Annotated in this window: 24 protein-coding genes; 13 read left to right on the top strand and 11 right to left on the bottom strand. The window is 69.7% G+C overall.

Going from position 1 to position 20,006, the window contains the following annotated elements; genetic code table 11:
• Window positions 1-79: 79 nt before the first annotated feature.
• The 4 genes from ASD11_RS04655 to ASD11_RS04640 are packed head-to-tail and all read right to left on the bottom strand — an operon-like array spanning window position 80 to window position 3,505.
• Window positions 80-487 (bottom strand): universal stress protein, encoded by a 408-nt coding sequence (locus ASD11_RS04655; protein WP_056283944.1) that lies wholly within the window; start codon window positions 485-487, stop codon window positions 80-82.
• Window positions 484-1,995, bottom strand: a complete 1,512-nt coding sequence (locus ASD11_RS04650; RefSeq protein WP_056283942.1) for a tripartite tricarboxylate transporter permease — start codon at window positions 1,993-1,995, stop codon at window positions 484-486. The genes ASD11_RS04655 and ASD11_RS04650 overlap by 4 nt, the downstream gene beginning before the upstream one ends.
• On the bottom strand, window positions 1,995-2,522 hold the full coding sequence (locus ASD11_RS04645; protein WP_056283939.1) for a tripartite tricarboxylate transporter TctB family protein: 528 nt from the start codon (window positions 2,520-2,522) through the stop codon (window positions 1,995-1,997). The genes ASD11_RS04650 and ASD11_RS04645 overlap by 1 nt, the downstream gene beginning before the upstream one ends.
• Entirely contained in the window at window positions 2,519-3,505 is a 987-nt protein-coding gene (locus tag ASD11_RS04640) for a Bug family tripartite tricarboxylate transporter substrate binding protein (protein WP_056283936.1), read from the bottom strand. The genes ASD11_RS04645 and ASD11_RS04640 overlap by 4 nt, the downstream gene beginning before the upstream one ends.
• A gap of 82 nt (window positions 3,506-3,587) precedes the next feature.
• Here ASD11_RS04640 and ASD11_RS04635 point away from each other — a divergent pair, with 82 nt between their 5' ends.
• A complete protein-coding gene (locus ASD11_RS04635; RefSeq protein WP_200940087.1) occupies window positions 3,588-5,201 on the top strand; it encodes a sensor histidine kinase in 1,614 nt (537 codons plus the stop codon).
• Window positions 5,198-5,860 carry a response regulator gene (locus ASD11_RS04630; protein ID WP_235503235.1) on the top strand — a complete coding sequence of 221 codons (663 nt, stop codon included), beginning with the start codon at window positions 5,198-5,200 and terminating at the stop codon, window positions 5,858-5,860. Before ASD11_RS04635 ends, ASD11_RS04630 begins: the two co-directional genes overlap by 4 nt.
• Before the next feature lie 29 nt (window positions 5,861-5,889).
• Here ASD11_RS04630 and ASD11_RS04625 read toward each other — a convergent pair whose 3' ends face one another.
• Together ASD11_RS04625 and ASD11_RS04620 are read right to left on the bottom strand one after the other, a co-directional pair.
• Window positions 5,890-7,227, bottom strand: coding sequence for a glutamine synthetase family protein (locus tag ASD11_RS04625; RefSeq protein ID WP_056283932.1), 1,338 nt, complete (start codon window positions 7,225-7,227; stop codon window positions 5,890-5,892).
• 24 nt (window positions 7,228-7,251) lie between these two features.
• Window positions 7,252-7,638 (bottom strand): YchJ family protein, encoded by a 387-nt coding sequence (locus ASD11_RS04620; RefSeq protein WP_082554169.1) that lies wholly within the window; start codon window positions 7,636-7,638, stop codon window positions 7,252-7,254.
• 22 nt (window positions 7,639-7,660) lie between these two features.
• Between ASD11_RS04620 and ASD11_RS04615 the strand changes: the two genes are divergently transcribed.
• Entirely contained in the window at window positions 7,661-9,427 is a 1,767-nt protein-coding gene (locus ASD11_RS04615) for an NAD+ synthase (RefSeq protein ID WP_056283927.1), read from the top strand.
• A 78-nt stretch (window positions 9,428-9,505) separates the two neighbouring features.
• A complete protein-coding gene (gene panB, locus ASD11_RS04610; protein WP_082554168.1) occupies window positions 9,506-10,387 on the top strand; it encodes a 3-methyl-2-oxobutanoate hydroxymethyltransferase in 882 nt (293 codons plus the stop codon).
• Window positions 10,388-10,457: 70 nt separating this feature from the next.
• On the opposite strand, the gene ASD11_RS04605 is transcribed toward panB, so the two are convergent.
• Together ASD11_RS04605 and ASD11_RS04600 are read right to left on the bottom strand one after the other, a co-directional pair.
• Entirely contained in the window at window positions 10,458-10,721 is a 264-nt protein-coding gene (locus tag ASD11_RS04605) for a hypothetical protein (RefSeq protein ID WP_056283924.1), read from the bottom strand.
• Between the two features lie 7 nt (window positions 10,722-10,728).
• On the bottom strand, window positions 10,729-10,923 hold the full coding sequence (locus tag ASD11_RS04600) for a hypothetical protein (protein WP_056283922.1): 195 nt from the start codon (window positions 10,921-10,923) through the stop codon (window positions 10,729-10,731).
• Between the two features lie 53 nt (window positions 10,924-10,976).
• On the opposite strand from ASD11_RS04600, the gene map reads away from it, so the two are divergent.
• From map to ASD11_RS04585, 3 genes are all read left to right on the top strand, one after another.
• Complete coding sequence (gene map, locus ASD11_RS04595; RefSeq protein ID WP_156464592.1) at window positions 10,977-11,825, top strand: type I methionyl aminopeptidase; 849 nt, start codon at window positions 10,977-10,979, stop codon at window positions 11,823-11,825.
• Between the two features lie 89 nt (window positions 11,826-11,914).
• Window positions 11,915-14,749: a helix-turn-helix transcriptional regulator gene (locus ASD11_RS04590; RefSeq protein ID WP_056283919.1), complete on the top strand. Its 2,835-nt coding sequence runs from the start codon at window positions 11,915-11,917 to the stop codon at window positions 14,747-14,749.
• A 98-nt stretch (window positions 14,750-14,847) separates the two neighbouring features.
• Window positions 14,848-15,099, top strand: coding sequence for an excalibur calcium-binding domain-containing protein (locus tag ASD11_RS04585; RefSeq protein ID WP_056283916.1), 252 nt, complete (start codon window positions 14,848-14,850; stop codon window positions 15,097-15,099).
• A gap of 7 nt (window positions 15,100-15,106) precedes the next feature.
• On the opposite strand, the gene ASD11_RS04580 is transcribed toward ASD11_RS04585, so the two are convergent.
• The gene (locus ASD11_RS04580; RefSeq protein WP_056283913.1) at window positions 15,107-15,724 is read right to left on the bottom strand and encodes a hypothetical protein; all 618 of its coding nucleotides are present in this window, start codon (window positions 15,722-15,724) and stop codon (window positions 15,107-15,109) included.
• 397 nt (window positions 15,725-16,121) lie between these two features.
• On the opposite strand from ASD11_RS04580, the gene ASD11_RS04575 reads away from it, so the two are divergent.
• Genes ASD11_RS04575 through ASD11_RS18355 form a run of 6 tightly spaced genes read left to right on the top strand, consistent with a single transcriptional unit; the run spans window position 16,122 to window position 18,222 of the window.
• Window positions 16,122-16,460: a hypothetical protein gene (locus ASD11_RS04575; protein WP_056283910.1), complete on the top strand. Its 339-nt coding sequence runs from the start codon at window positions 16,122-16,124 to the stop codon at window positions 16,458-16,460.
• Window positions 16,457-17,092 (top strand): hypothetical protein, encoded by a 636-nt coding sequence (locus ASD11_RS04570; RefSeq protein ID WP_056283908.1) that lies wholly within the window; start codon window positions 16,457-16,459, stop codon window positions 17,090-17,092. The genes ASD11_RS04575 and ASD11_RS04570 overlap by 4 nt, the downstream gene beginning before the upstream one ends.
• An 11-nt stretch (window positions 17,093-17,103) precedes the next feature.
• On the top strand, window positions 17,104-17,241 hold the full coding sequence (locus ASD11_RS18035) for a hypothetical protein (protein WP_156464591.1): 138 nt from the start codon (window positions 17,104-17,106) through the stop codon (window positions 17,239-17,241).
• A gap of 59 nt (window positions 17,242-17,300) precedes the next feature.
• The gene (locus tag ASD11_RS18365; RefSeq protein WP_056283906.1) at window positions 17,301-17,540 is read left to right on the top strand and encodes a hypothetical protein; all 240 of its coding nucleotides are present in this window, start codon (window positions 17,301-17,303) and stop codon (window positions 17,538-17,540) included.
• Complete coding sequence (locus tag ASD11_RS18360) at window positions 17,537-17,728, top strand: DNA-binding protein (protein ID WP_056283903.1); 192 nt, start codon at window positions 17,537-17,539, stop codon at window positions 17,726-17,728. Before ASD11_RS18365 ends, ASD11_RS18360 begins: the two co-directional genes overlap by 4 nt.
• Before the next feature lie 44 nt (window positions 17,729-17,772).
• On the top strand, window positions 17,773-18,222 hold the full coding sequence (locus tag ASD11_RS18355) for a helix-turn-helix domain-containing protein (protein WP_162246459.1): 450 nt from the start codon (window positions 17,773-17,775) through the stop codon (window positions 18,220-18,222).
• Between the two features lie 63 nt (window positions 18,223-18,285).
• Here the strand turns inward: ASD11_RS18355 and ASD11_RS04550 are convergent, their stop codons facing one another.
• Window positions 18,286-18,816 (bottom strand): hypothetical protein, encoded by a 531-nt coding sequence (locus tag ASD11_RS04550; RefSeq protein ID WP_156464590.1) that lies wholly within the window; start codon window positions 18,814-18,816, stop codon window positions 18,286-18,288.
• A gap of 64 nt (window positions 18,817-18,880) precedes the next feature.
• Window positions 18,881-19,948, bottom strand: a complete 1,068-nt coding sequence (locus ASD11_RS04545; protein ID WP_156464589.1) for a hypothetical protein — start codon at window positions 19,946-19,948, stop codon at window positions 18,881-18,883.
• Between the last annotated feature and the right edge of the window lie 58 nt (window positions 19,949-20,006).

The following is a 20,006-nucleotide window of genomic DNA, read 5'->3' as shown; positions in this document are numbered from 1 at the left end:
ACCGACGGCGGGCCGACGAGCGACGATGCTTTGCGGTGGCTGTGGCTACCGCAAAGCATCATCTCCGGTCGGGACGGCGTCAGACGGTGTCGGCGAGCGGGTCGGGCTTGACCGCGAGCACGGGGCACTCGGCGTCGAGGATGACGCGCTGGGCGACGCTGCCCAGCAGCGCCTTCCCCACGGGTGAGCGGTGCTTGACGCCCACCACGATCAACGTGGCGTCGACCTGCTCGGCCACCTCGATCACGGCGTCGGCCACGTCGGGCACGACGTCGTGGCGCATGCTCACCGAGAGCCCCAGCGTCTGGAGCTCGGCCTTGATGCGCTCGATCTCGGCGTCGTCGGCGTAGCGCCGGTCGACGAGCGAGTCACCGCGCGTGGCGTTGACCACGACGAGGTCCTCGCGCCGCAGCTCGGCCTGGGCCGCTCCGTGCGCCAGGGCCGCGCGGCCGTACTGGTCGGTCCCGTAGGCGATGACGATGGTCATGCGTTCACGTCCATGGATGCGTCCTCCGTGCGGGTGGGGGCGGGCGGGGTGGTGCGGCGCGACATGACGACCGAGCCGACGAGCAGGATCGCCATGACGATGTAGACGACGACGGCGACTGGCTCGCTCCACAGGGTGCTGACGTCTCCCTGGGAGATCGAGAGCGCCTGGGTGAGCTGCTCCTCGAGCCTGGGGCCGAGGATCACTCCCACGATGAGCGGGAGCACCGGGATGGCGAAGCGCCGCATCGCCAGGCCCAGCATGCCGATCCCGAGCAGGAGCGCGAGGTCGAAGGCCTGGAAGTTCACGCTGTAGGCGCCGAGCGAGGCGAAGAACAGGATCCCCGCGTAGAGGTACGGCCGACGGATCTGCAGCAGCTTGGCCCAGACCGGCGCCAGGGGCAGGTTCAGGACGAGCAGCAGCGTGTTGGCGATGAAGAGGCTCGCGAGCAGGCCCCAGACCAGCTTGGGCTGGGCGTCCATGAACTGCGGACCGGGCTGCAGGCCGTAGTTCTGCATCGCCACGAGGATGACCGCGGCCGTGGCCGTGGTGGGCAGACCGATCGCGAGCAGCGGCACGAGGGTGCCGGCCGCGGAGGCGTTGTTGGCCGCCTCGGGTCCGGCCACGCCCTCGATGGCGCCCTTGCCGAACTCCTCAGGGTGCTTCGTGAGACGACGCTCCGTGATGTAGGAGAGGAACGTGGGCACCTCGGCGCCACCGGCCGGCAGCGCGCCGAACGGGAACCCGAACGCGGTGCCACGGAGCCAGGGCTTCCAGGAGCGGCCCCAGTCGTCGCGGCTCATCCACGGCTGTCCCACGGGGATGACGTCGAGCGGCTTGCTGCGCAGGTGCGCAGCGACCCACAGGGCCTCACCGATGGCGAACACGGCGACGGCCACGACGACCACGTCAATCCCGTCGGCCAGCTGCGGGCTGCCGAAGGTCATGCGCTGCTGACCCGTGGTGGTGCCCACGAGGCCGATGGCGAGCCCGATGAACAGGGCGATGAAGCCGCGGATCTTCGACGACCCGAGCACGGCGGTGACCGTGAAGAGCGCGAGCGCCATGATCGCGAAGTACGACGGCGCACCGAGCTTGACGACGACGTCGGCGATGTTGGGCGCCAGGAGCACGATCAGCAGCGTGCCGATGGTGCCGGCCACGAACGAGCCGACCGCCGCCGTGGCGAGGGCCTGCGCCGCCCGCCCCGACTTGGCCATCTTGTTGCCCTCGAGCGCCGTGACCACCGAGGAGGACTCCCCTGGCGTGTTCAGGAGGATCGACGTCGTGGACCCGCCGTACATGCCGCCGTAGTAGATGCCGGCGAAGAGGATCAGTCCACTCGTGGGCGGGACGCTGAACGTGACGGGCAGCAGCAGGGCCACCGTCATGGCCGGACCGATGCCGGGCAGGACGCCGACCGCGGTGCCGAGGAGGACGCCGATGACGGCGTACATGAGGTTCTCCGGCGTGAGCGCCGTGGCGAAGCCTTCGAGGAGGAGATCCATCAGAGCACCCCGTCCAGGACGCCGGCGGGGATCGGGATCCCGAGGCCGGAGTAGAAGCCGTACCAGGTCAGCAGGGAGAGCGCGGTGCCGATGCCGACGTCCAGGATCAGCGTGCGGCTGCCCAGGACGCGGGCCGAGGCGGCGAACAGGAACGCTCCCACGATGGCCCAGCCGAGGAAGTCGATCGTCGCGATCACGATGACGAGGACCAGGCCGAGCTTGATGACGGTGGCCCAGTCACTGCCCTGCGTGAGGTCGACGTCCTCGCCGTCGTCCTCCTCCGGCACGTCGCCACGCCACGTGGCCACGGCCAGGAGTCCTGACAGGAGCACGAGGACCGCGCCCACGACGTAGGGGAAGGCGTAGGGCTGGACGGGCTGGTCGGCGAAGCCGTCGGAGAGCCCGGCCGCGTCGATCAGGACGACGATCCCCACGACGAGGAGGAACCCGGCGAGCCCGTACTGGGCCACGTCCTTGCGCGTCGTCCCGTCGGGCGCGACGGGTGTGGTGGTCTCGGTGGTGGTCATGCGAGTCCCAGCTCCTTCAGGGTCGAGGCGACCCGGTCGTTCTGCTCCTCGAGGAAGTCCTCGAAGTCCTGGCCGACGGAGAAGTTGTCGATCCAGCCGTTGCGCTTGAGCGCGGCCTTCCACTCCTTGGTCCCGTGCATCTCGGTGACGATCTCGACGAGCGCCGCCTTCTCCTCCTCCGTGATCCCCGGCGGCGCGAGGATGCCGCGCCAGTTGAGGAACTCCATGTCGACGCCCGCCTCCATGAGGGTGGGCGCATCGACGTTCTCGAGGCGCTCCGCGCCGCTCACCGCGAGGACCCGCAGCGAGCCGTTGTCGATCTGGCCCTGGAACTCACCGAGCCCGGACATGCCGGCGTCGATCTTGGAGCCGAGCAGGGCCGTCGTGAGGGGACCACCGCCGTCGTAGGAGATGTAGTTGACGTCGCGCGGGGAGATGCCGATCTCCTGCGCGAGCTGCATCGGGAAGAGGTGGTCGGGGCCGCCCGGCGACGAGCCGCCGCCGATCGTGACGCCCTTGGGGTCCTTCTTCCAGGCGTCGACGAGGTCGGAGAGCTCCTTGTACGGCGAGTCGGCCGGCACGAGGATGCCCTCGGCCTCCGCCACGACGCCGGCGATGGGCGTGGCCTTGTCGACCGTGGCCTTGGACTTGTTGGTGTAGACCGCACCGACGACGCCGAGGCCCATCGTGAGCATGACGTCGTCGGAGCCGCGCTCGTTCATGAGCCGCTGCATCGCGACCGTGCCGCTCGCCCCGATCACGTTGGTGATCTCGAAGCGGCCGGTGATGTCGTCGTCCTCCATGGCCTTCACGGCGGCGCGACCGGTGAGGTCGTACCCCCCGCCGGGGCTGTTGGGGATCATCATCCGCAGGCGACGGTTGTTGGGGTCGTCGCCGCCCCGGGTCACGCCGCAGCCGGCGGTGCCGGCGAGCAGGGCGAGCACCAGAGCCACGAGCGTGGCCTTGCGTGCACTGGACGTCATGGGTCCTCCTTGGTCGGACCCGATCCTCGCCCAGCTTGTGGCCTGCGTCACGATTGTGGTCGCAAGGGAGGTAGTGGTCATTGTGGTCGTCAAGAGGACGCGCCTGACGCTCGCCGGTCAGGTGCTCGTGCTGCAGCTCGTCGTCATCGGCGTCGTGCTCGTCATCGTGGGCGCCATCTCCCTGCGCCAGAGCACCTCCACGTTCGGCGAGGAGCGCGGCCGGGCGATGCGCTCGGTGGCCGAGTACCTCGCCAACATCGACGTCGTGCGCGACCGTGTCGACGACGAGGACGCACCCCGCACCCTGGCGCCGTCGGTCGACCGGGCCCTCCGGCTGTCGGGTGCCACGACGGTCTCCATCGCTCGCGCCGACGGCGAGGTGGTGGCCTCCTCGGACCCCGAGCTCGTGGGCACGCAGGCCAGGCTCGGCGACAGCGACGTGCAGCAGGGCCGCGGCTGGGGCGGCGACCTCGACGTCGACGGACACCCCGCCGTCGCCGGTCACGCACCGGTGCTGTCCGACGCCGGCGACCTCATCGGCCTGACCATCGCGGAGCAGCGCTACCCGGCGTTCTGGGACCGCCTCACGGACGACGCCACCGACCTCGCGCTCTTCCTGGGGGCGGGCGCCGCCCTCGGCGTGGCCGGGACGTGGTGGGTCTCGCGCGTCCTGAAACGTCGCACGCGGGGGCTGGGGACGGCCGAGATCGCCACCCTCGCCGACCACCGCGAGGCGCTGCTCCACAGCATCGGCGAGGGCGTGCTCGCGGTCGACCCGCAGGGACGCATCACGGTGCTGAACGACAGCGCGTGCGAGCTGCTGGGCCTCCGCACCTCCGACGTCGGCCGCCGCGTGGCCGACCTCGGGCTCGAGCCCGACGTCACGGCCCTCCTCGCCGGGCACGACGACGCGCACGACGCCGTCGCCCTCGTGGGCGACCGCGTGATCGTGGTGAACCGCAGGCCCGCCCTGAGCCGGGGCCGCGGGATCGGGAGCGTCACCACGATGCGCGACCGCACCGAGCTGGTCTCCATGCAGAACCAGCTCAGCTCCAACCTCTCCATCACCGACACGTTGCGCGCCCAGACCCACGAGTTCGCCAACCGCATCCACACGATCTCCGGACTCGTGGAGCTGGAGGAGCACGAGGAGCTCGCCCAGCTCCTCGGCACGCTGCGCCGCGAGCGGGCCGAGCTCGACGTCCGTGTCCGGGACCACGTGGACGACCCGGCCGTGGCTGCTCTGCTGGTGGGCAAGGCCAGCGTCGCGGCGGAGGCCGGCGTGCGGCTCACCGTCACCGACGACTCGCACCTGCCCGGCCTCGAGCGGAGCCTGTCCGGCGACGTCACCACCGTCGTGGGAAACCTGGTCGACAACGCCGTCGACGCGTGCCGGAACCTGCCGGACGCCGCCGTCGAGATCACGCTCGCCGTGGCGGACGGCGACGTCGTCGTGACGGTCGACGACAACGGTCCGGGGGTCCCCGAGGAGATCCGTTCCGCCATCTTCGTCCGGGGCTTCTCGACGAAGCCCGACGTCCTGGGCGGCCGGGGCATCGGGCTGCCGCTCGTGCGGCTCATCGCCACCCGGCGCGGCGGGACGGCCCTGATCGACGACGAAGCCGGTCGCACCCGCTTCGTCGTGAGCCTGCCGCTCGTGCCCGGTGCGGCCACTCGTGGGACGGTGTCGTCGTGAGCGGTCCCCTGCGCGTGCTGGTCGTCGACGACGACTTCATGGTCGCCCGCATCCACGAGCGCTTCGTGGAGCGGACCGACGGCTTCGAGGTCGTGGGCAGTGTCCGGTCGGGCCGTGAGGCCCTCGCCGCCGTCGACGAGCTCACGCCCGACGTGGTGCTGCTCGACGTCCACATGCCCGACATCGACGGGCTCGAGGTCCTGCGCTCGCTGCGGGCGGCGGGCCACGCGGTGGGTGTCGTGATGGTCACGGCCGAGCGCGACGCCGAGGTGGTCCGGTCGGCGCTGCTGGGCGGGGCGCAGCAGTATCTCGTGAAGCCGTTCGAGTACCCCGACCTCGCCGCGCGGCTCGACGCCGTCCGGAGGTCGATGGAGGTGCTCGTCGGCGATGCCGACCAGGCGGCCATCGACCGGGCCTTCGGCGCGGCCGCCACGACGCCCGCACTGCCCAAGGGCCTGAGTCACGAGACGGCCGACGCCGTCCTGGCCGCGCTGCGCGACCAGGGAGAGCTCTCCGCCACCGAGGCGGGTGACGCCACCGGGCTCGCCCGGGTCAGCGCGCGGCGCTACCTCGAGCACTTCGTCGCCACCGGCCAGGCCACCGTGCGGCTGCAGTACGGCAGCGCCGGACGCCCGGAGCGTCGCTACACCCGGGCCTGACGCGCCCCGAGCCGGGACGCGTCAGGCACTCAGAGCATCGGGAGCAGCTTGTCGATCTCGAACTGGGTGACCTGCGAGCGGTAGTCCTGCCACTCGGCTCGCTTGTTGCGCAGGAAGAAGTCGAAGACGTGCTCGCCGAGGGTCTCGGCCACGAGCTCGCTGCTCTCCATGATGCGGATGGCTTCGTCGAGGTTGCGCGGCAGCGGCGCGATCCCGAGGGCCTTGCGCTCGTTCTCGCTCAGCGCCCAGACGTCGTCCTCCGCCTCGGGCGGCAGCTCGTACTGGTGCTCGATGCCCTTGAGCCCGGCGGCCAGGATGAGCGCGAACGCCAGGTACGGGTTGGTGCCGGAGTCCACGCCGCGGTGCTCGACGCGCGCCGACCCACCCTTGTGGGGCTTGTACATGGGCACGCGCACGAGGGCGGAGCGGTTGTTGTGGCCCCAGCACACGTAGTTGGGGGCCTCGCCGCCCCCCGCGAGACGCTTGTAGGAGTTGACCCACTGGTTGGTGACGGCCGTGATCTCCGGCGTGTGGTGCAGGACCCCGGCGATGAAGGCCCGGCCCGTGCGCGAGAGCTGGTACTCCGAGCCGGCCTCGTAGAACGCGTTCTCGTCGCCCTCGAAGAGCGAGACGTGCGTGTGCATGCCGGACCCGGGGTGCTCGGTGAACGGCTTGGGCATGAACGAGGCCCACTTGCCCTGGCTCAGCGCCACCTCCCGCACGACGGTGCGGAACGTCATGATGTTGTCGGCCATGGAGAGCGCGTCGGCGTAGCGGAGGTCGATCTCCTGCTGGCCCGGACCGTTCTCGTGGTGGCTGAACTCCACGCTGATACTCATGTTCTCGAGCATCGTGATGACCTCGCGGCGGAAGTCCTGGCCGCCGCCCTGGGCGGTGTGGTCGAAGTAGCCGGAGTCGTCGACCGGGACGGGACGTCCGCCGGCGTCGGGCTTGCCCTTGAAGAGGTAGAACTCGATCTCGGGGTGCGTGTAGTAGGAGAACCCCATCTCCGCGGCCTTCTGCATCGTGCGCTTGAGCACGTGGCGGGGATCGGCGTACGACGGCGAGCCGTCGGGCATGGCGATGTCGCAGAACATCCGGGCCGTGGCAGGCGTCTCGCCGCGCCACGGCAGGATCTGGAAGGTGGAGGGGTCGGGCTTGGCGAGCATGTCGGCCTCGTGCACGCGGGCGAAGCCCTCGATGGCCGAGCCGTCGAAGCCGATGCCCTCGCTGAACGCTCCCTCGAGCTCGGCCGGCGCGATGGCGACCGACTTGAGCGAGCCCAGCACGTCGGTGAACCACAGACGCACGAACCGCACGTCGCGCTCCTCGAGCGCACGAAGGACGAAGTCTTCCTGCTTACCCATGGGCTGAGTCTCGCATGCCTCGTGTTACGGCGATGTTTCGCCTCGCAGGCGTCCTCGGACGTACTGCCAGCCCTCGCCGGAGTGCACGAACCGACTCACCTCGTGGACGACTCCAGGCTCCCCCTCGCGGCGGTAGTGGGCCCGGAACTCGACGAGCCGGGGCTCTGCCCGCACGACGTCGAGCCCCGTCCAGAGCAGGAGCGGGTCGAAGTCGACCGCCGCCGGGCGGGTCGTCTCGTGCCACGTGCGCAGGAGGTAGGGCTCGTCGTGCCGGACGAAGGCCGAGTAGCGCGACCGCATGAGCGCCTCGGCGGACGGTGCGGGCTCGCCGGAGTGCCACCGCCCGCAGCACCCCGGGTAGGGCAGGTCGGAGCCGCACGGGCACGCCCCCGGAGGTCTCGCTGCTGTCACGGGCTCACACTAGGCTGGCCGCGTGCCCCAGCTGCGCCTCGCCCTCGCCCAAGTCAACGCCCGCGTCGGCGATCTCCGCGGCAACGCCGAGATCGTCGTCGAGCAGGTGCGTGCCGCCTCCGACGCAGGAGCCCACCTCGTGGTGCTGCCCGAGATGGTGATCACCGGCTACCCCATCGAGGACCTCGCGTACCGACGCTCGTTCATCGAGGCCTCCCAGCGCACCGTCAAGGACCTCGCGGGCCGGCTCCAGGCCGAGGGCCTCGGGCACCTCGTCGTCGTGGTCGGGCACCTCGACTCCGCCAAGCCCGTCACGCTGGCGGCCCTGCCCGAGCGGCTCGGCGTCCCCAAGAACGAGCCCACCAACTCGGCGTCGGTCATCACCGGCGGCGAGGTGGTGGCGCGCTACGACAAGCACCACCTGCCCAACTACGGCGTCTTCGACGAGTTCCGGCACTTCGTCCCGGGCGACGAGACCCAGGTGATCCAGGTCCACGGGGTCGACGTCGCCATCGCCATCTGCGAGGACATCTGGCAGGACGGCCCCTCCGCGGCCGCCGACGCCGCCGAGGCGGGCCTGCTCGTCGTCCTCAACGGCTCGCCGTACGAGGCGGCCAAGGACGACACCCGCCTCACGCTCTGCTCGCGCCGCGCCGTCGAGGGCGACTGCGCCCTGGCCTACGTGAACCTCGTGGGCGGTCAGGACGAGCTCGTCTTCGACGGCGACTCCCTCGTCGTCGACGCCCGCGGCGAGCTGGTGGCGCGCGCCGCACAGTTCCAGCCCGAGCTGCTCGTGGTCGACCTCGACCTTCCCGCCGCCACGGCCCCCATGCCGGACCCCGAGACGCACTTCCACGGCCTCCGGGTGGAGCGCACCATCGTCTCGGCCGATCCCGTCGAGCCCTACTCCCCCGTGGCTCCCACGCTGGCCCGGCGCTGGGACGACCTCGGCGAGCGCTACCAGGCCATCGTGCTGGGGCTGCGCGACTACGTCGAGAAGAACGGCTTCAGCACCGTCCTGATGGGTCTCTCCGGCGGCATCGACTCCACGCTCGTGGGTGCCATCGCCGTCGACGCGCTCGGCGCCGACCGGGTGTTCGGTGTCTCCAACCCGTCGGGCTGGTCCACCGAGCACTCCAAGACCGACGCCGCCGAGCTGGCCCGCCGCACCGGACTGCAGCTCGACACCGTGCCCATCGCCCCGGTCTTCGAGGCCTACCAGTCCCTCCTCCACCTCGACGGTCTCGCCGAGGAGAACCTGCAGGCCCGCATCCGGGCGGTCATCTGGATGGGTCTGTCCAACCAGCACGGTCACCTCGTCCTGGCGTGCGGCAACAAGTCCGAGCTGGCCACGGGCTACTCCACCATCTACGGCGACGCCGTCGGCGCCTACGCCCCCATCAAGGACCTGCCCAAGACGCTGGTCTGGGAGCTCTCGCGCTGGCGCAACGACTGGGCCGACTCGCGCGGCGAGGGGCCGCCCATCCCCGAGAACACCATCAGCAAGCCCCCGTCGGCCGAGCTCCGCCCGGGCCAGCTCGACACCGACTCCCTGCCCGACTACGGCCTGCTCGACGCCGTGCTCGACGCCTACGTGGAGCGCGACCTCGGCGTCGCCGCAGTCATCGCCGAGGGGTTCGACCCCGAGCTCGTCGAGCGCGTGGTCACCCTCGTCGACCGCGCCGAGTACAAGCGCCGCCAGTACCCGCCGGGACCCAAGGTCAGCAAGCGGAACTTCGGCCGCGACCGGCGCGTGCCCATCACCAACGCGTGGCGAGAGTCACTCTGACGTCAGGCCTCCGCATGTGACACGCTGAGGACACATCCGTGGACCCCGTCAGGGGCTGCGAGAGCGAAAGGCGCCACCATGTCCGAGCCCACCTCCGTGCCCACGACCGAGGCCGAGGAGCCCGCCCCTTACGGGGCCGGTCCCACCACCTCCCCCGACGTCCGGCGCGTCCGCACCCACCACCTCGCGCAGTGGAAGGAGCAGGGCCACAAGTGGGCCATGCTCACCGCCTACGACCAGTACATGGCGGCCACCTTCGACGAGGCCGGCATCCCGGTCTTCCTCGTCGGCGACTCCGCTGCCAACAACGTCTACGGCTACGAGTCGTCGCTCCCGGTCACGGTGGACGAGCTCCTGCCGCTCGTGAAGGGCGTCACGCGGGCCACGAAGCGCGCCCTCGTCGTGGCCGACCTCCCGTTCGGCTCGTACCAGCGCTCACCGGAGCAGGCCTTCGACACCGCCGTGCGGTTCATGAAGGAGGGGCTGGCCCACGCCGTCAAGCTCGAGGGTGGTGCCGAGATGGCTCCCCAGGTGGAGCTCCTCTCCCGGGGCGGCATCCCGGTCGTGGCCCACATCGGGTTCACCCCCCAGTCCGAGCACAGCCTCGGCGGCTATCGCGTCCAGGGCCGCGGCGACGCGGCCCAGAAGCTCCTCGACGACGCCCTCGCCCTGCAGGAGGCCGGAGCCTTCGCGGTCGTCATGGAGATGGTGCCGGCGCCCATCGCCGCGCAGGTCACGCAGGAGCTGCGCATCCCCACCATCGGCATCGGCGCCGGCCCGGGCTGCGACGCCCAGGTGCTGGTGTGGCAGGACATGCTCGGCCTCGGCACGCGCAAGGGTCCGCGCTTCGTCAAGCGCTACGCCGACCTGCACTCCATCGTGCTCGGCGCGGCCCAGGAGTTCGCCTCCGACGTCGCGGCCGGCACCTTCCCCGGTCCCGAGCACTCCTTCGACAGCTGACCCCTCCGCTGAGTGTGACGTTTCCGGGGTCAGGAGCGGCTTTGAAGCCCCGAAACGTCACACCCAGCGGTCAGAAGGACCAGCTGAAGGCGACGACGCCGAGGGCGTTGACGGCGACCCACGCCGCGAACGCCTCGAGCGGGACCCACGTGGCCCGCACGGGGCGATCGCGCGAGAGGCGGACGAGCCGCGGCACGAACGCGGCCAGCACCACGAGGTGCAGCAGGACGCCCCACCACGGGGCGTAGAGCACCGTCGAGACGACGAGCCACAGCATGACGAACAGTCCACCGGCGCCGATCCACGGACCGGAGCGCTGGAGGTCGAGGTCCACCGGGACGTCAGTCCTTGCTCGGCGGGGTGTCGTTCCAGTCCGGGTCGTTGTCCCACGACTCGTTGCGCTCCTGGACCTTCTCGAGCGCTCGCTCGGCCTCGCCGTGCGTGGCGTAGGGACCGAGGCGGTCGGCGGCCTTGCAGCCGTCCTCGCCCTCGACGGTGTGGTGCTTGAGGCAGAAGAAGAACTGGCCGTCGCTCATGAGGTCATCCTGCACCACGGGACCGTTGCCGTCGCGTCGGTAGCATCGGCCGGGTGCCTACCCTGACCGCCGGACGCCTCTCCCCCACACGCCACGTGCCTTCGCACATCGACCGTCCGGAGTACGTGGGCCAGCCTGCTCCACTGCCGTACCGAGGACCGCTCGTGCGCAGTCCGGAGATCATCGCCGCCATGCGCATCGCCGGTCGGGTCGCGGCCCAGGCCCTCGACGCCGTGGAGGCCGCCATCGCCCCGGGCGTCACCACCGACGAGCTCGACCGCGTGGGCCACGAGTTCCTCGTCTCCCACGGCGCCTATCCCTCCACGCTCGGCTACCGCGACTACCCCAAGTCCTTGTGCAGCAGCGTGAACGAGGTCATCTGCCACGGGATCCCCGACGACCGTCCGCTCGAGGACGGCGACATCGTCAACATCGACATCACCGCCTACGTCGACGACGTCCACGGCGACACCAACAAGACCTACCTCGTGGGCGACGTCGACGAGGAGTCGCGCCTCCTGGTCGAACGCACCCACGAGGCCACGATGCGGGCCATCCGGGCCGTGAAGCCCGGTCGGCAGATCAACGTGGTCGGACGGGTCATCGAGGCGTACGCCGCGCGCTTCGGCTACGGGGTCGTGCGCGACTTCACAGGCCACGGCGTGGGACCGGCCTTCCACGACGGGCTGGTCGTCCCGCACTACGACGAGCCGACGGCCACCACCCTCATCGAGCCGGGCATGACCTTCACGATCGAGCCCATGCTCACGCTCGGGAGCACGGAGTGGGACCTGTGGGAGGACGGCTGGACCGCCACCACGCAGGACAAGAGCCGCACCGCCCAGTTCGAGCACACCCTGCTCGTCACGACCGACGGCGCGGAGATCCTGACGCTGCCGTGACCGTCTAGGGCATCTGCCCGATGTCCTGAGGCACCTCAGACGACGAGTCTTGACCCATGCTGTCCGAGCTCTCGACCACAATGGGGCACATGTCGGCCTCCACCACTGCGATCGTCGGGCGCGCCGCCGAGCTCGACGAGCTGGCCACCGCCCTGGGCCTGGGCACCGGTCAGCCGCGTGAGGCGGTGCTCCTCGGCGGCGACGCCGGCATCGGCAAGACCCGCGTCCTGCTGGAGCTCACCGCACGGGCCAAGGCGTCGGGCTTCCGCCTGCTGGTCGGCCACTGCCTCGACCTGGGCGACAACGCCCCTTCGTTCCAGCCGTTCGTCCAGGCCTTCGGCACGCTCGACGACGAGACCCGCGAGGCCGTCGGCCGCGCCGCCGGGGCCGAGACCCTGCTCGAGCCCGGCCGTGTGGGGCAGGACCGCTCCGACGTCCTGCTCTCGGTGGTTCGCGCCCTCGAGGTGCTGGCCGGGGACCAGCCGGTGCTGATGGTCGTGGAGGACGCCCACTGGGCGGACGCGTCCACCCGTCAGCTCCTGCGCCTCCTGCTCTCGCACGGCTTCTCCGCCCCGGTCGCGCTCGCCGTGAGCTATCGGAGCGACGACCTCCACCGCAAGCACCCGCTCCGGCTGGCCCTCGCGGAGTGGACCCGCCTCCCCGACGTGAGGCGCCTCGAGCTGGGGCCGCTGCCCGACCGCCAGGTCGCCGAGCTCGTGCAGGCCCGCGAGGCCGGCCGCATGAGCGGCGAGCGGGTCGACGACATCGTGCGTCGCGCGGCCGGCAACGCCTTCTACGCCGAGGAGCTGCTCGAGGCAGGCACCGGCGACGCGGTGCCGGAGGAGCTCGCCGACGTGCTCCTCGTCCGGTACGACGGGCTCGGCCAGGACGCCCGCACCGTCGTGGCCGCGGCGGCCTGCGCCGGCGGGCCGGTCGACGACTCCGTGCTGGCGGGTGTCACCGGTCTCGACGACGCGCTGCTCCACACGGCGCTGCGCGAGGCCGTCGACCGACGGATCCTGGTCCCGGTCGACGACGGGTACCGCTTCCGCCACGCCCTGCTGGCCGAGGCCGTCCACGACGACCTGCTCCCGGGCGAGCGCAAGCGTCTGCACACCCGCTTCCTCGAGGTCCTCCTCGCCGACGACGGCGCCGCCGCCGAGATCTCTCTGCACGCCCACGCCGCCGGTCGTCCCGACGTCGCGTTCGACGCCGACGTCCAGGCCGCCGCCGACTCCACCCGCATCGGCGGCTACCACGAGGCGGCCGTGCACCTCACCCGCGCGCTCGAGATCGTCCCGCCCGGTCACGACGTCGCCGGGCTCGTCTCCGACGCCGCCGACGCCTACGTGAAGGCCGGCCGGCTCCGCACGGCGCGGGCGCTGCTCGAGCAGCACCTCGAGGGACCTCTCTCCGAGCTCGACCGCGCTCGGCTCGTCCTGGCGCTGGGCGAGGTCGTCTACTACACCTCCCCGGAGGCCGAGGCCGACCTCGCTGCCGCGCACGCCCTGCGCACGGTCCGCGCAGCCGACGCCCCGCAGCCACTGCTGGCCAGGGCCCTCACGCTCGCCGCGGCGGCCGCCTCGTCGCTGCGTCGCGACGACGAGGCCCTCGAGCACGCGGAGCAGGCCCTGACCATCGCCGAGGCGGCCGACGACGCCGCCATCGCGGTGGAAGCGCAGACCATCATCAACAAGATCGTGGCCCGCACCGACATCGACCTCGAGAAGCCACGGCAGCGCTACACCGAGCTCGTGGAGTCGTCCCGACGCCGCGGCGACGTCCACGGCGAGCTCCGCGGCCTGCACCACCTGGCCTTCCTCCAGCACAACGCCGGCCAGCTCCGCGGGGCCGAGGAGGCGTTCCGCGAGGGCATGCGGCGGGCCGACGAGACCGGCCGCACCTGGGCTCCGTACGGCTTCGACGGACGCTTCTTCACCGCTCTCATCTGCTACCAGACCGGGCGTTGGGACGAGGTCGGCGAGCTCCAGGTCGACGACGACCCGTGGGCCACGCGTCTCGCTGTCGCGTGCATGCAGGCCATCGGCCTCCTGGTCTCCGCCGGGCGCGGCACGCCCGTGCCCGTGGAGGTCGCCGACGGGATCCGCTCGCAGTGGGAGCGCGACGTCGCCGTGGCCATCCACAGCGGCACGGCCCTCATCGAGCTGGCCCCCGACCTCGCGGCGGCCGAGCAGGTCCACGACGACCTTCTCGAGACCCTGGCCCGCGTGTGGCGGGAGGACCGGGGTGCCGTGCGCATCCGGATGTCCAGCCTCATGATCGACCGCATGGCCCGCGCTGCGCGCACCCTGCCGTCGGCCGACCGGGCCTCTCTCGTCGCACGCGGCCAGTCCCTGCACGACGAGGGCGTCGACGCCGCCGAGCGCTTCCCGCGGCTCGGGCTGGAGGGCCAGGCCTGGCTCCAACGGTTGCGCGCCGAGCTGTTGCGTCTGCGCTGGGCCGCCGACCAGGACGCCCCTGCCCTCGACCTGCTCGTCGAGGCGTGGCGCACGGCCCTCGAGGCGTTCGACCACTACGACGAGCCCTACGAGCAGGCGCGCACGGCTGTACGCCTCGCCGAGGTGCTCCGGGCACAGGGGCGCGACGACGAGTCTGCCGCGCTGCTCGCCAGGGCCCGGGCGGTCGCCGAGTCGCTCGGCGCCGGGCCCCTCCTGGCCGACGTCAGTGAGGTTGCACCCTCGGCCCGCGTCGCGCGGGCCAAGGTCGTCGCCCTGACCCCGCGCGAGCTCGAGGTGCTTGCGCTCGTCGCGCAGGGGCGCAGCAACGGCGAGCTCGCCCGGCAGCTGTTCATCAGCACCAAGACGGCGTCGGTCCACGTGTCCAACATCCTGGCCAAGCTCGGCGCCGCGAGCCGCACCGAGGCCGCCGCCATCGCCCACCGCGACGGCCTGCTCGACACCTGACAAGTCCGGCCCCGGGCACTTCCCGCGTTCGGCCCCACCGAGGCCGGTCGGTCACCTAGCCTGAGGATTCAGCACCCGTCACCTGTCAGGAAACACCTATGCGCCACTCCGTCCTCGCCGCGGCCCTCGCCGCCGCCGTCGTCCTCGTGCCCGTCTCGGCCGAGGCCGCCACGACGTACAAGAACTGCACCGCGCTCCACAAGAAGTACCCGCACGGCGTGGGGATGCCGGGCGCCAAGGACAAGACCTCCGGCACGCCCGTCACGAGCTTCAAGCGCAGCAAGGCCCTCTACCAGGCCAACAAGAAGTCCGACCGCGACAAGGACAAGATCGCCTGCGAGAAGAAGTGACCGCGGGTCAGGCCGCGGTGCCTGCGAGGCGCCCGACTGCCTTGTCGATCACGTCGTCGAAGGTGCTGCCCTCCATGGTGCGGTCCTCGGAGCCCGCCAGCGAGACGGCCGTGACCCAGGAACCCTCGCGCACCACCACGGTCGTGCTGGTGAAGGGCGTCCCGCGCAGCGTGGCCGAGAGCTTCATCGCGATCGCCTCCTCGCCGTGGTCCTTCACGTCGACCCGCTCGACCGTGTAGACCTGCTGGGCCGCGCCCTCGTCGAGGTCGATCGAGGTGCAGTCGTCGAGCGCCTCGTCCAGGTCGTCGAGGATCTCGGCCGGGTCCTCCGCGCTCCGCAGTGCCTCGGTGACGAACGGCCCGCTCGTGCCCTGCGCGAAGGAGACCTTCAGCCCGGGTGCGTCCGAGGACGGCACGGCCACGTCGGCGACGGCCATGCAGGCCTCGCTCGTGTCCCCCGCAGGCGCCGCGACCTCGAACGGGGCGACGTCGAACCCCTTCGGCAGGTCGGCCAGCGCCAGCAGGCGCGACCGGTCCACCTTCTGGGGCCGGCCCTGGTCGTCCGAGCCGTCGCCGGTGCACCCCACGAGGGCGAGGACCAGGGCGACGGCGGCGACGAGACGCATGATCGGACCCTACGGCCGTCGGACCCGGCCCGCCCGGCGACCGAGCGCAAGACGGCCGGGTGGTGGGCCGAGCCGTGGGTGCGAATGAGCCGGCCTGTAAGCCGGATACATCCCGTACCAATCCCCTGACCTGCGGAAACATCCCGGCGCCTGATATTCCAGCGTTTGTTGCGTTGGCTGGCGTTGGTTGATCCCGGTCGCTCTAGGACGTCTTGCGGACTAGTTGCGGACTGGGACCCCATCAAACAGGTGCCCCGGCGACGAGTGGAGTCGTCCCGGGGCGTGGATCGAACCCTTGAGGAGTTCAACCATGCGTAAGTCTATTCAGTGGAACCCGTCCGACTGCCCCGAGTGGTGCAAGGCCGGATCGGAGGAGTACCCGTGCCACGGCGAGCACATGCGACTCAGCAGCTCGCACGGCTGGGTGCCGGCGACCGGCGGCGTCTTCAACAACGCCGACGCTCTCACCCGTCCCGGCACCACGGTCAGCACCGGCCTCTACTGGGCCGAGGCGTGGGGCGGCGGCATCGAGGTGAACCTCAACATCAACAGCGAGGACGTTGACGAGCAGGCGAACCTCAAGATCGGGGAGGCTATCCGGCTGACCCGTGAGCTGGTCATGGTCATCGAGGCTGTCGCCTTTGAGGGGACGCTCTTCGAGGATGGGGAAGTCCTCGAAGAGATCGCCTCGACCGCCACCGACGTCGTTGCGTTCGTGAAGGCGAGGCGAGCATGAGCGGCCTCGTGTGCCCCGAGTGGTGCGACGGACCCCAGGACAGCACCGTGCACGCTGGAGGTGGCAGCACGCATATCGCAAAGGCGGGCGGACAGGGTGGCTACGGGACGACCATCTACCAGCGCGTCGACGACGGCCAGTGGCTGATGCCTGTCTCGTACAGCCTCCTCGCCGACCTGCAGTGGCGCGGAACGATTGCCCTCGACGACCTCACGGCCGACGACTGCCGAGAGATGGCGGCGGCTCTCAACGCGGCAGCCGACAAACTCGAGTCGGCAGTCCGACCGAGGGCGAGTGGGTCGCCGATGATCGCCCTCATGCTCGAGCGGTTCCGCATCTACCGAGAGGGCCAGTCCACGCTGCTGTTTGAGGCCAGCGAGGACGCAGCGTACAAGTGGATGAGGCTCCGGGGCTTCGGGAAGGAGCGCGCCGAGGACGCCGCGGGCTCGTGCGATGCCGTGGTCGTCATCGTGCTCAACGAGGACGGCGAGGAGCAGGACTCTGTGACCATCACGAGCGATGCCACGGTCCACGACATGCAGCGTTGCATCGACGCACTCACGACGCTGCGCGATGCCGTCGAGGCTGGGCAGGCGTTCGAGCGGTCGCAGGACGGGCCGGGGTCGACATGAGTCCTGTCCGCGTGATCGAAGTCGAGGATCTCGGATGGGAGGCGGCGCTGGTCGACATCGAAGGCGAGACCATCCTGCTGCTTGACGCCTTGGCAACCGATGAACAGCGCACCGATGCCATGTTGAAAGTCATGAGCGACACGTTCTGACTAGGCGGCTCGGGCGAAGGGGGTGCGGAGTTTGCACCCCCTTCGCTACCGTCTCGCGCATGGTCGACCCACTGCTCACACCGGACCACGTCGCCGAGTTGCTCGGTCTAAAAGACGGAGCTCAGGTTCTTCGAATAGCCCGCGAGCAGGACTGGCCCCGCGTCGCCCTCACGAACAAGAACATCCGATTCACCGAGGCTGACATCGCCGAGATCATCCGGCGCTCCCGCAAGGCGCATGAGAAGCCGCGGGGACTGCCCGGCCAGACGACTCGCTCAAGGGCGCGGTCCGGGTTGTGAGCACCCACTTCGCTTTCGCGCCGGCCGTCATGGAGAAGCCGATGGCCGCCTTCTACATCAGCGTCTCGACTCGCAAGTTCGAGCAGATGATCGCGCAGGGCCGCATCACGCCGTACCGCCTGGATGGCAAAAAGGTCTACAACCGCGACGAGCTCGACGAACTAGTGGCCGAACTGCCCGAGTGGTGAAACGGTCCTTCGCGGCGAGGCCCGCCAGTGTCAGCCTTGAGCGCATGAGAGAGATCGCAGCCGGACCGGACTTCACGGTTCGCGTCGACGGAACGAACGTCATCTGGTTCGGCGGAACTCGAGAGGCTGATCCCGAGGACGCTCGGCTGTACGCGGCAGCGCTCCTCGCGGCGGCCGAGAAGGCAGAGCGACGGCTCCAAGAGCAGCGGCAGGAGCGGAAGCTTGCCCGTGCGGCAGCCATCGATGCGGGGCCAAGCGAGAAGAGCTGGCTCGACGAACGGATCTGGCACTCGACCTCCACCGCTGCCGAGTACGCAGGCATGTCCAGCACCACCATCGTCAAGGCGCTGCAGTCGGGTGAGCTCACCGGGGTCCAGCGCACCCGGAACGCCCGGTGGCGCATTCATCGGGACGAGCTTGAAGCGTGGCTGTCTGGATCAACCTCCGGGCGGGTCGCTACCGACTCCTGGGGGCGACCGAAGAAGCGACGGTGATGGGCGACCCGAACGAGCAGGGCTGACGTCGGGAAACTTCTCGGAGCCGCGCTAAGACCCCACTCAGCGGGTCAGGTAATTGAAGGCCGTCCGGAACCGGGCCAGGACTGTAAGCAAAGTGAGCAGGAGATGATAAGCGAGCGCCACTACGACAGGCGACCATCCCCACGCCGTTCCGTTCGCCGGGTCGTCGAGCAAAGTGATTAGAACCAGGGTCGCGATCAACGCGAAAGCCACAAGGATGGCCCAGGTGATGTTCGCTCTGAGGTCTTTGATCGTCGCGAGGGTCGTACTTGCCTTCTTGCCCCCGGCGTTCTTGAGCGAAACCCCTACGTTGAATGTCAGCCCTAGCATTGCGAACATCAGAGCGGTAAAGACTGAGACTGCAGGCAGCAACTTGTCCGCCGCAGTCATCTCAAACCTCACAAAGACGAATACGCCGCCGGCCAAAGTCGGCCAACCGAAGTACCAGATGTAGCCGCGGATCAGGTCCATGCGCTGTGCCGCGCCGCTAGTTGCGCTCCAAGTGTCACGGTGGTCCCTGAAGATCGTGACGAGGCCGAACTTGACCGGGGGTGAAAGCACGCTGGTCACCAACCTCCTCCGCATCCGCTCATGCTCATAGCCTAGCCCTGACCAGAGACATCATGCTCAAAAACTATGGTTCGAGAAGATGCAATACCTTGTCGGCATGTGCATCCCAGGCGGTTTTGAGCTGAGCGTCCGAAAGGACTCCCTGGGTTTCGTAGACGAACTGAGGGACAGCCTCCCGGTCGACCGCGAATGTGCGTTCCGCCCGCCCATCCTCGCCTACCGCCACGTGCCAACTCTTGTGCTCCGCGTCATCCCGCTGGTCCCCGATGATGCCGCTGAGGAGGTCGGTGAGCGCTTGGTCCTTCTCCGCCTTCGAAAGGCTACTCAGTTCGTCGCTGAGCGCCTCGATCTCCGCCTCATCCTGGACGCTGAACGAGACAGTCTTGTCAATCTTCGAACGACGTTCACGCTCAGACAGCGACGCATACTTCGACGTGGCCTGAGCCTTCTCGACGCGCTTCTCTGCCCTTCGTTCGATCAAGCCGAAGACGCTATTGCTCGCGCGTGACACGAGGTGCCCCTTCACGCCGATCTCGACGACGGTCTCGTCGGGAGTGGAACCGTCGTCTGCCGTACTTTTTACGGAGAGGATTTCGGAAACTCGCACCGCTTCCTTGCCGTTCAACTCCCGGCGCCAGTCAGAGGATTCCGCGAAGCTCTCGAGTTTGATCACGCAATCCATACCGAGCGCGATCGGTTTGACGAGATGCGAGTACAGGACATCTCGAAGGTTGCGCCTGCCTGCCTTCTCTACCATCAGCACGCCATAGAAAGAGTCTTCGGGTAGATAGAAGCAGGCTCTCAGGCCGCTGAGCAACGCTTGACGCTCAGTCGTTTCGATCGTCTTGCCGGTGTCGAGGTCGTGCACCTCGCCTTTAGACCCTGCCGGGCCCTTATTGATCCTGACCCAGATTGTTCGCTCGGCTTTTCGAGCCTTGACTGTCCTGACCTTGTATCCCTCGGCGCTGCGATCGTCGGAATGATAGTCCTTGCCAAAGGCCTCGAGGCCCTGCTTGATCAGCTTGTACAAGTCATCGCCATCTTCGCCGACTGAATTCAGGCGCTGAAGTTCACGCGGCCGGTGGGGCGCGTTCGCACGAACCAGAAAGATGAGATATCCGTGCGTAGCCACCGACAACCTCCACTGAGAGAAATTTCACGACAGGCTAGCGCAGGCCAAGGTCTTGGTG

The organism is Aeromicrobium sp. Root495 (genome assembly GCF_001426755.1).
Lineage (GTDB): Bacteria > Actinomycetota > Actinomycetes > Propionibacteriales > Nocardioidaceae > Aeromicrobium.
The sequence above is the reverse complement of the archived record's forward strand: the minus strand, read 5'-3'. Positions and strand labels throughout refer to the sequence as shown.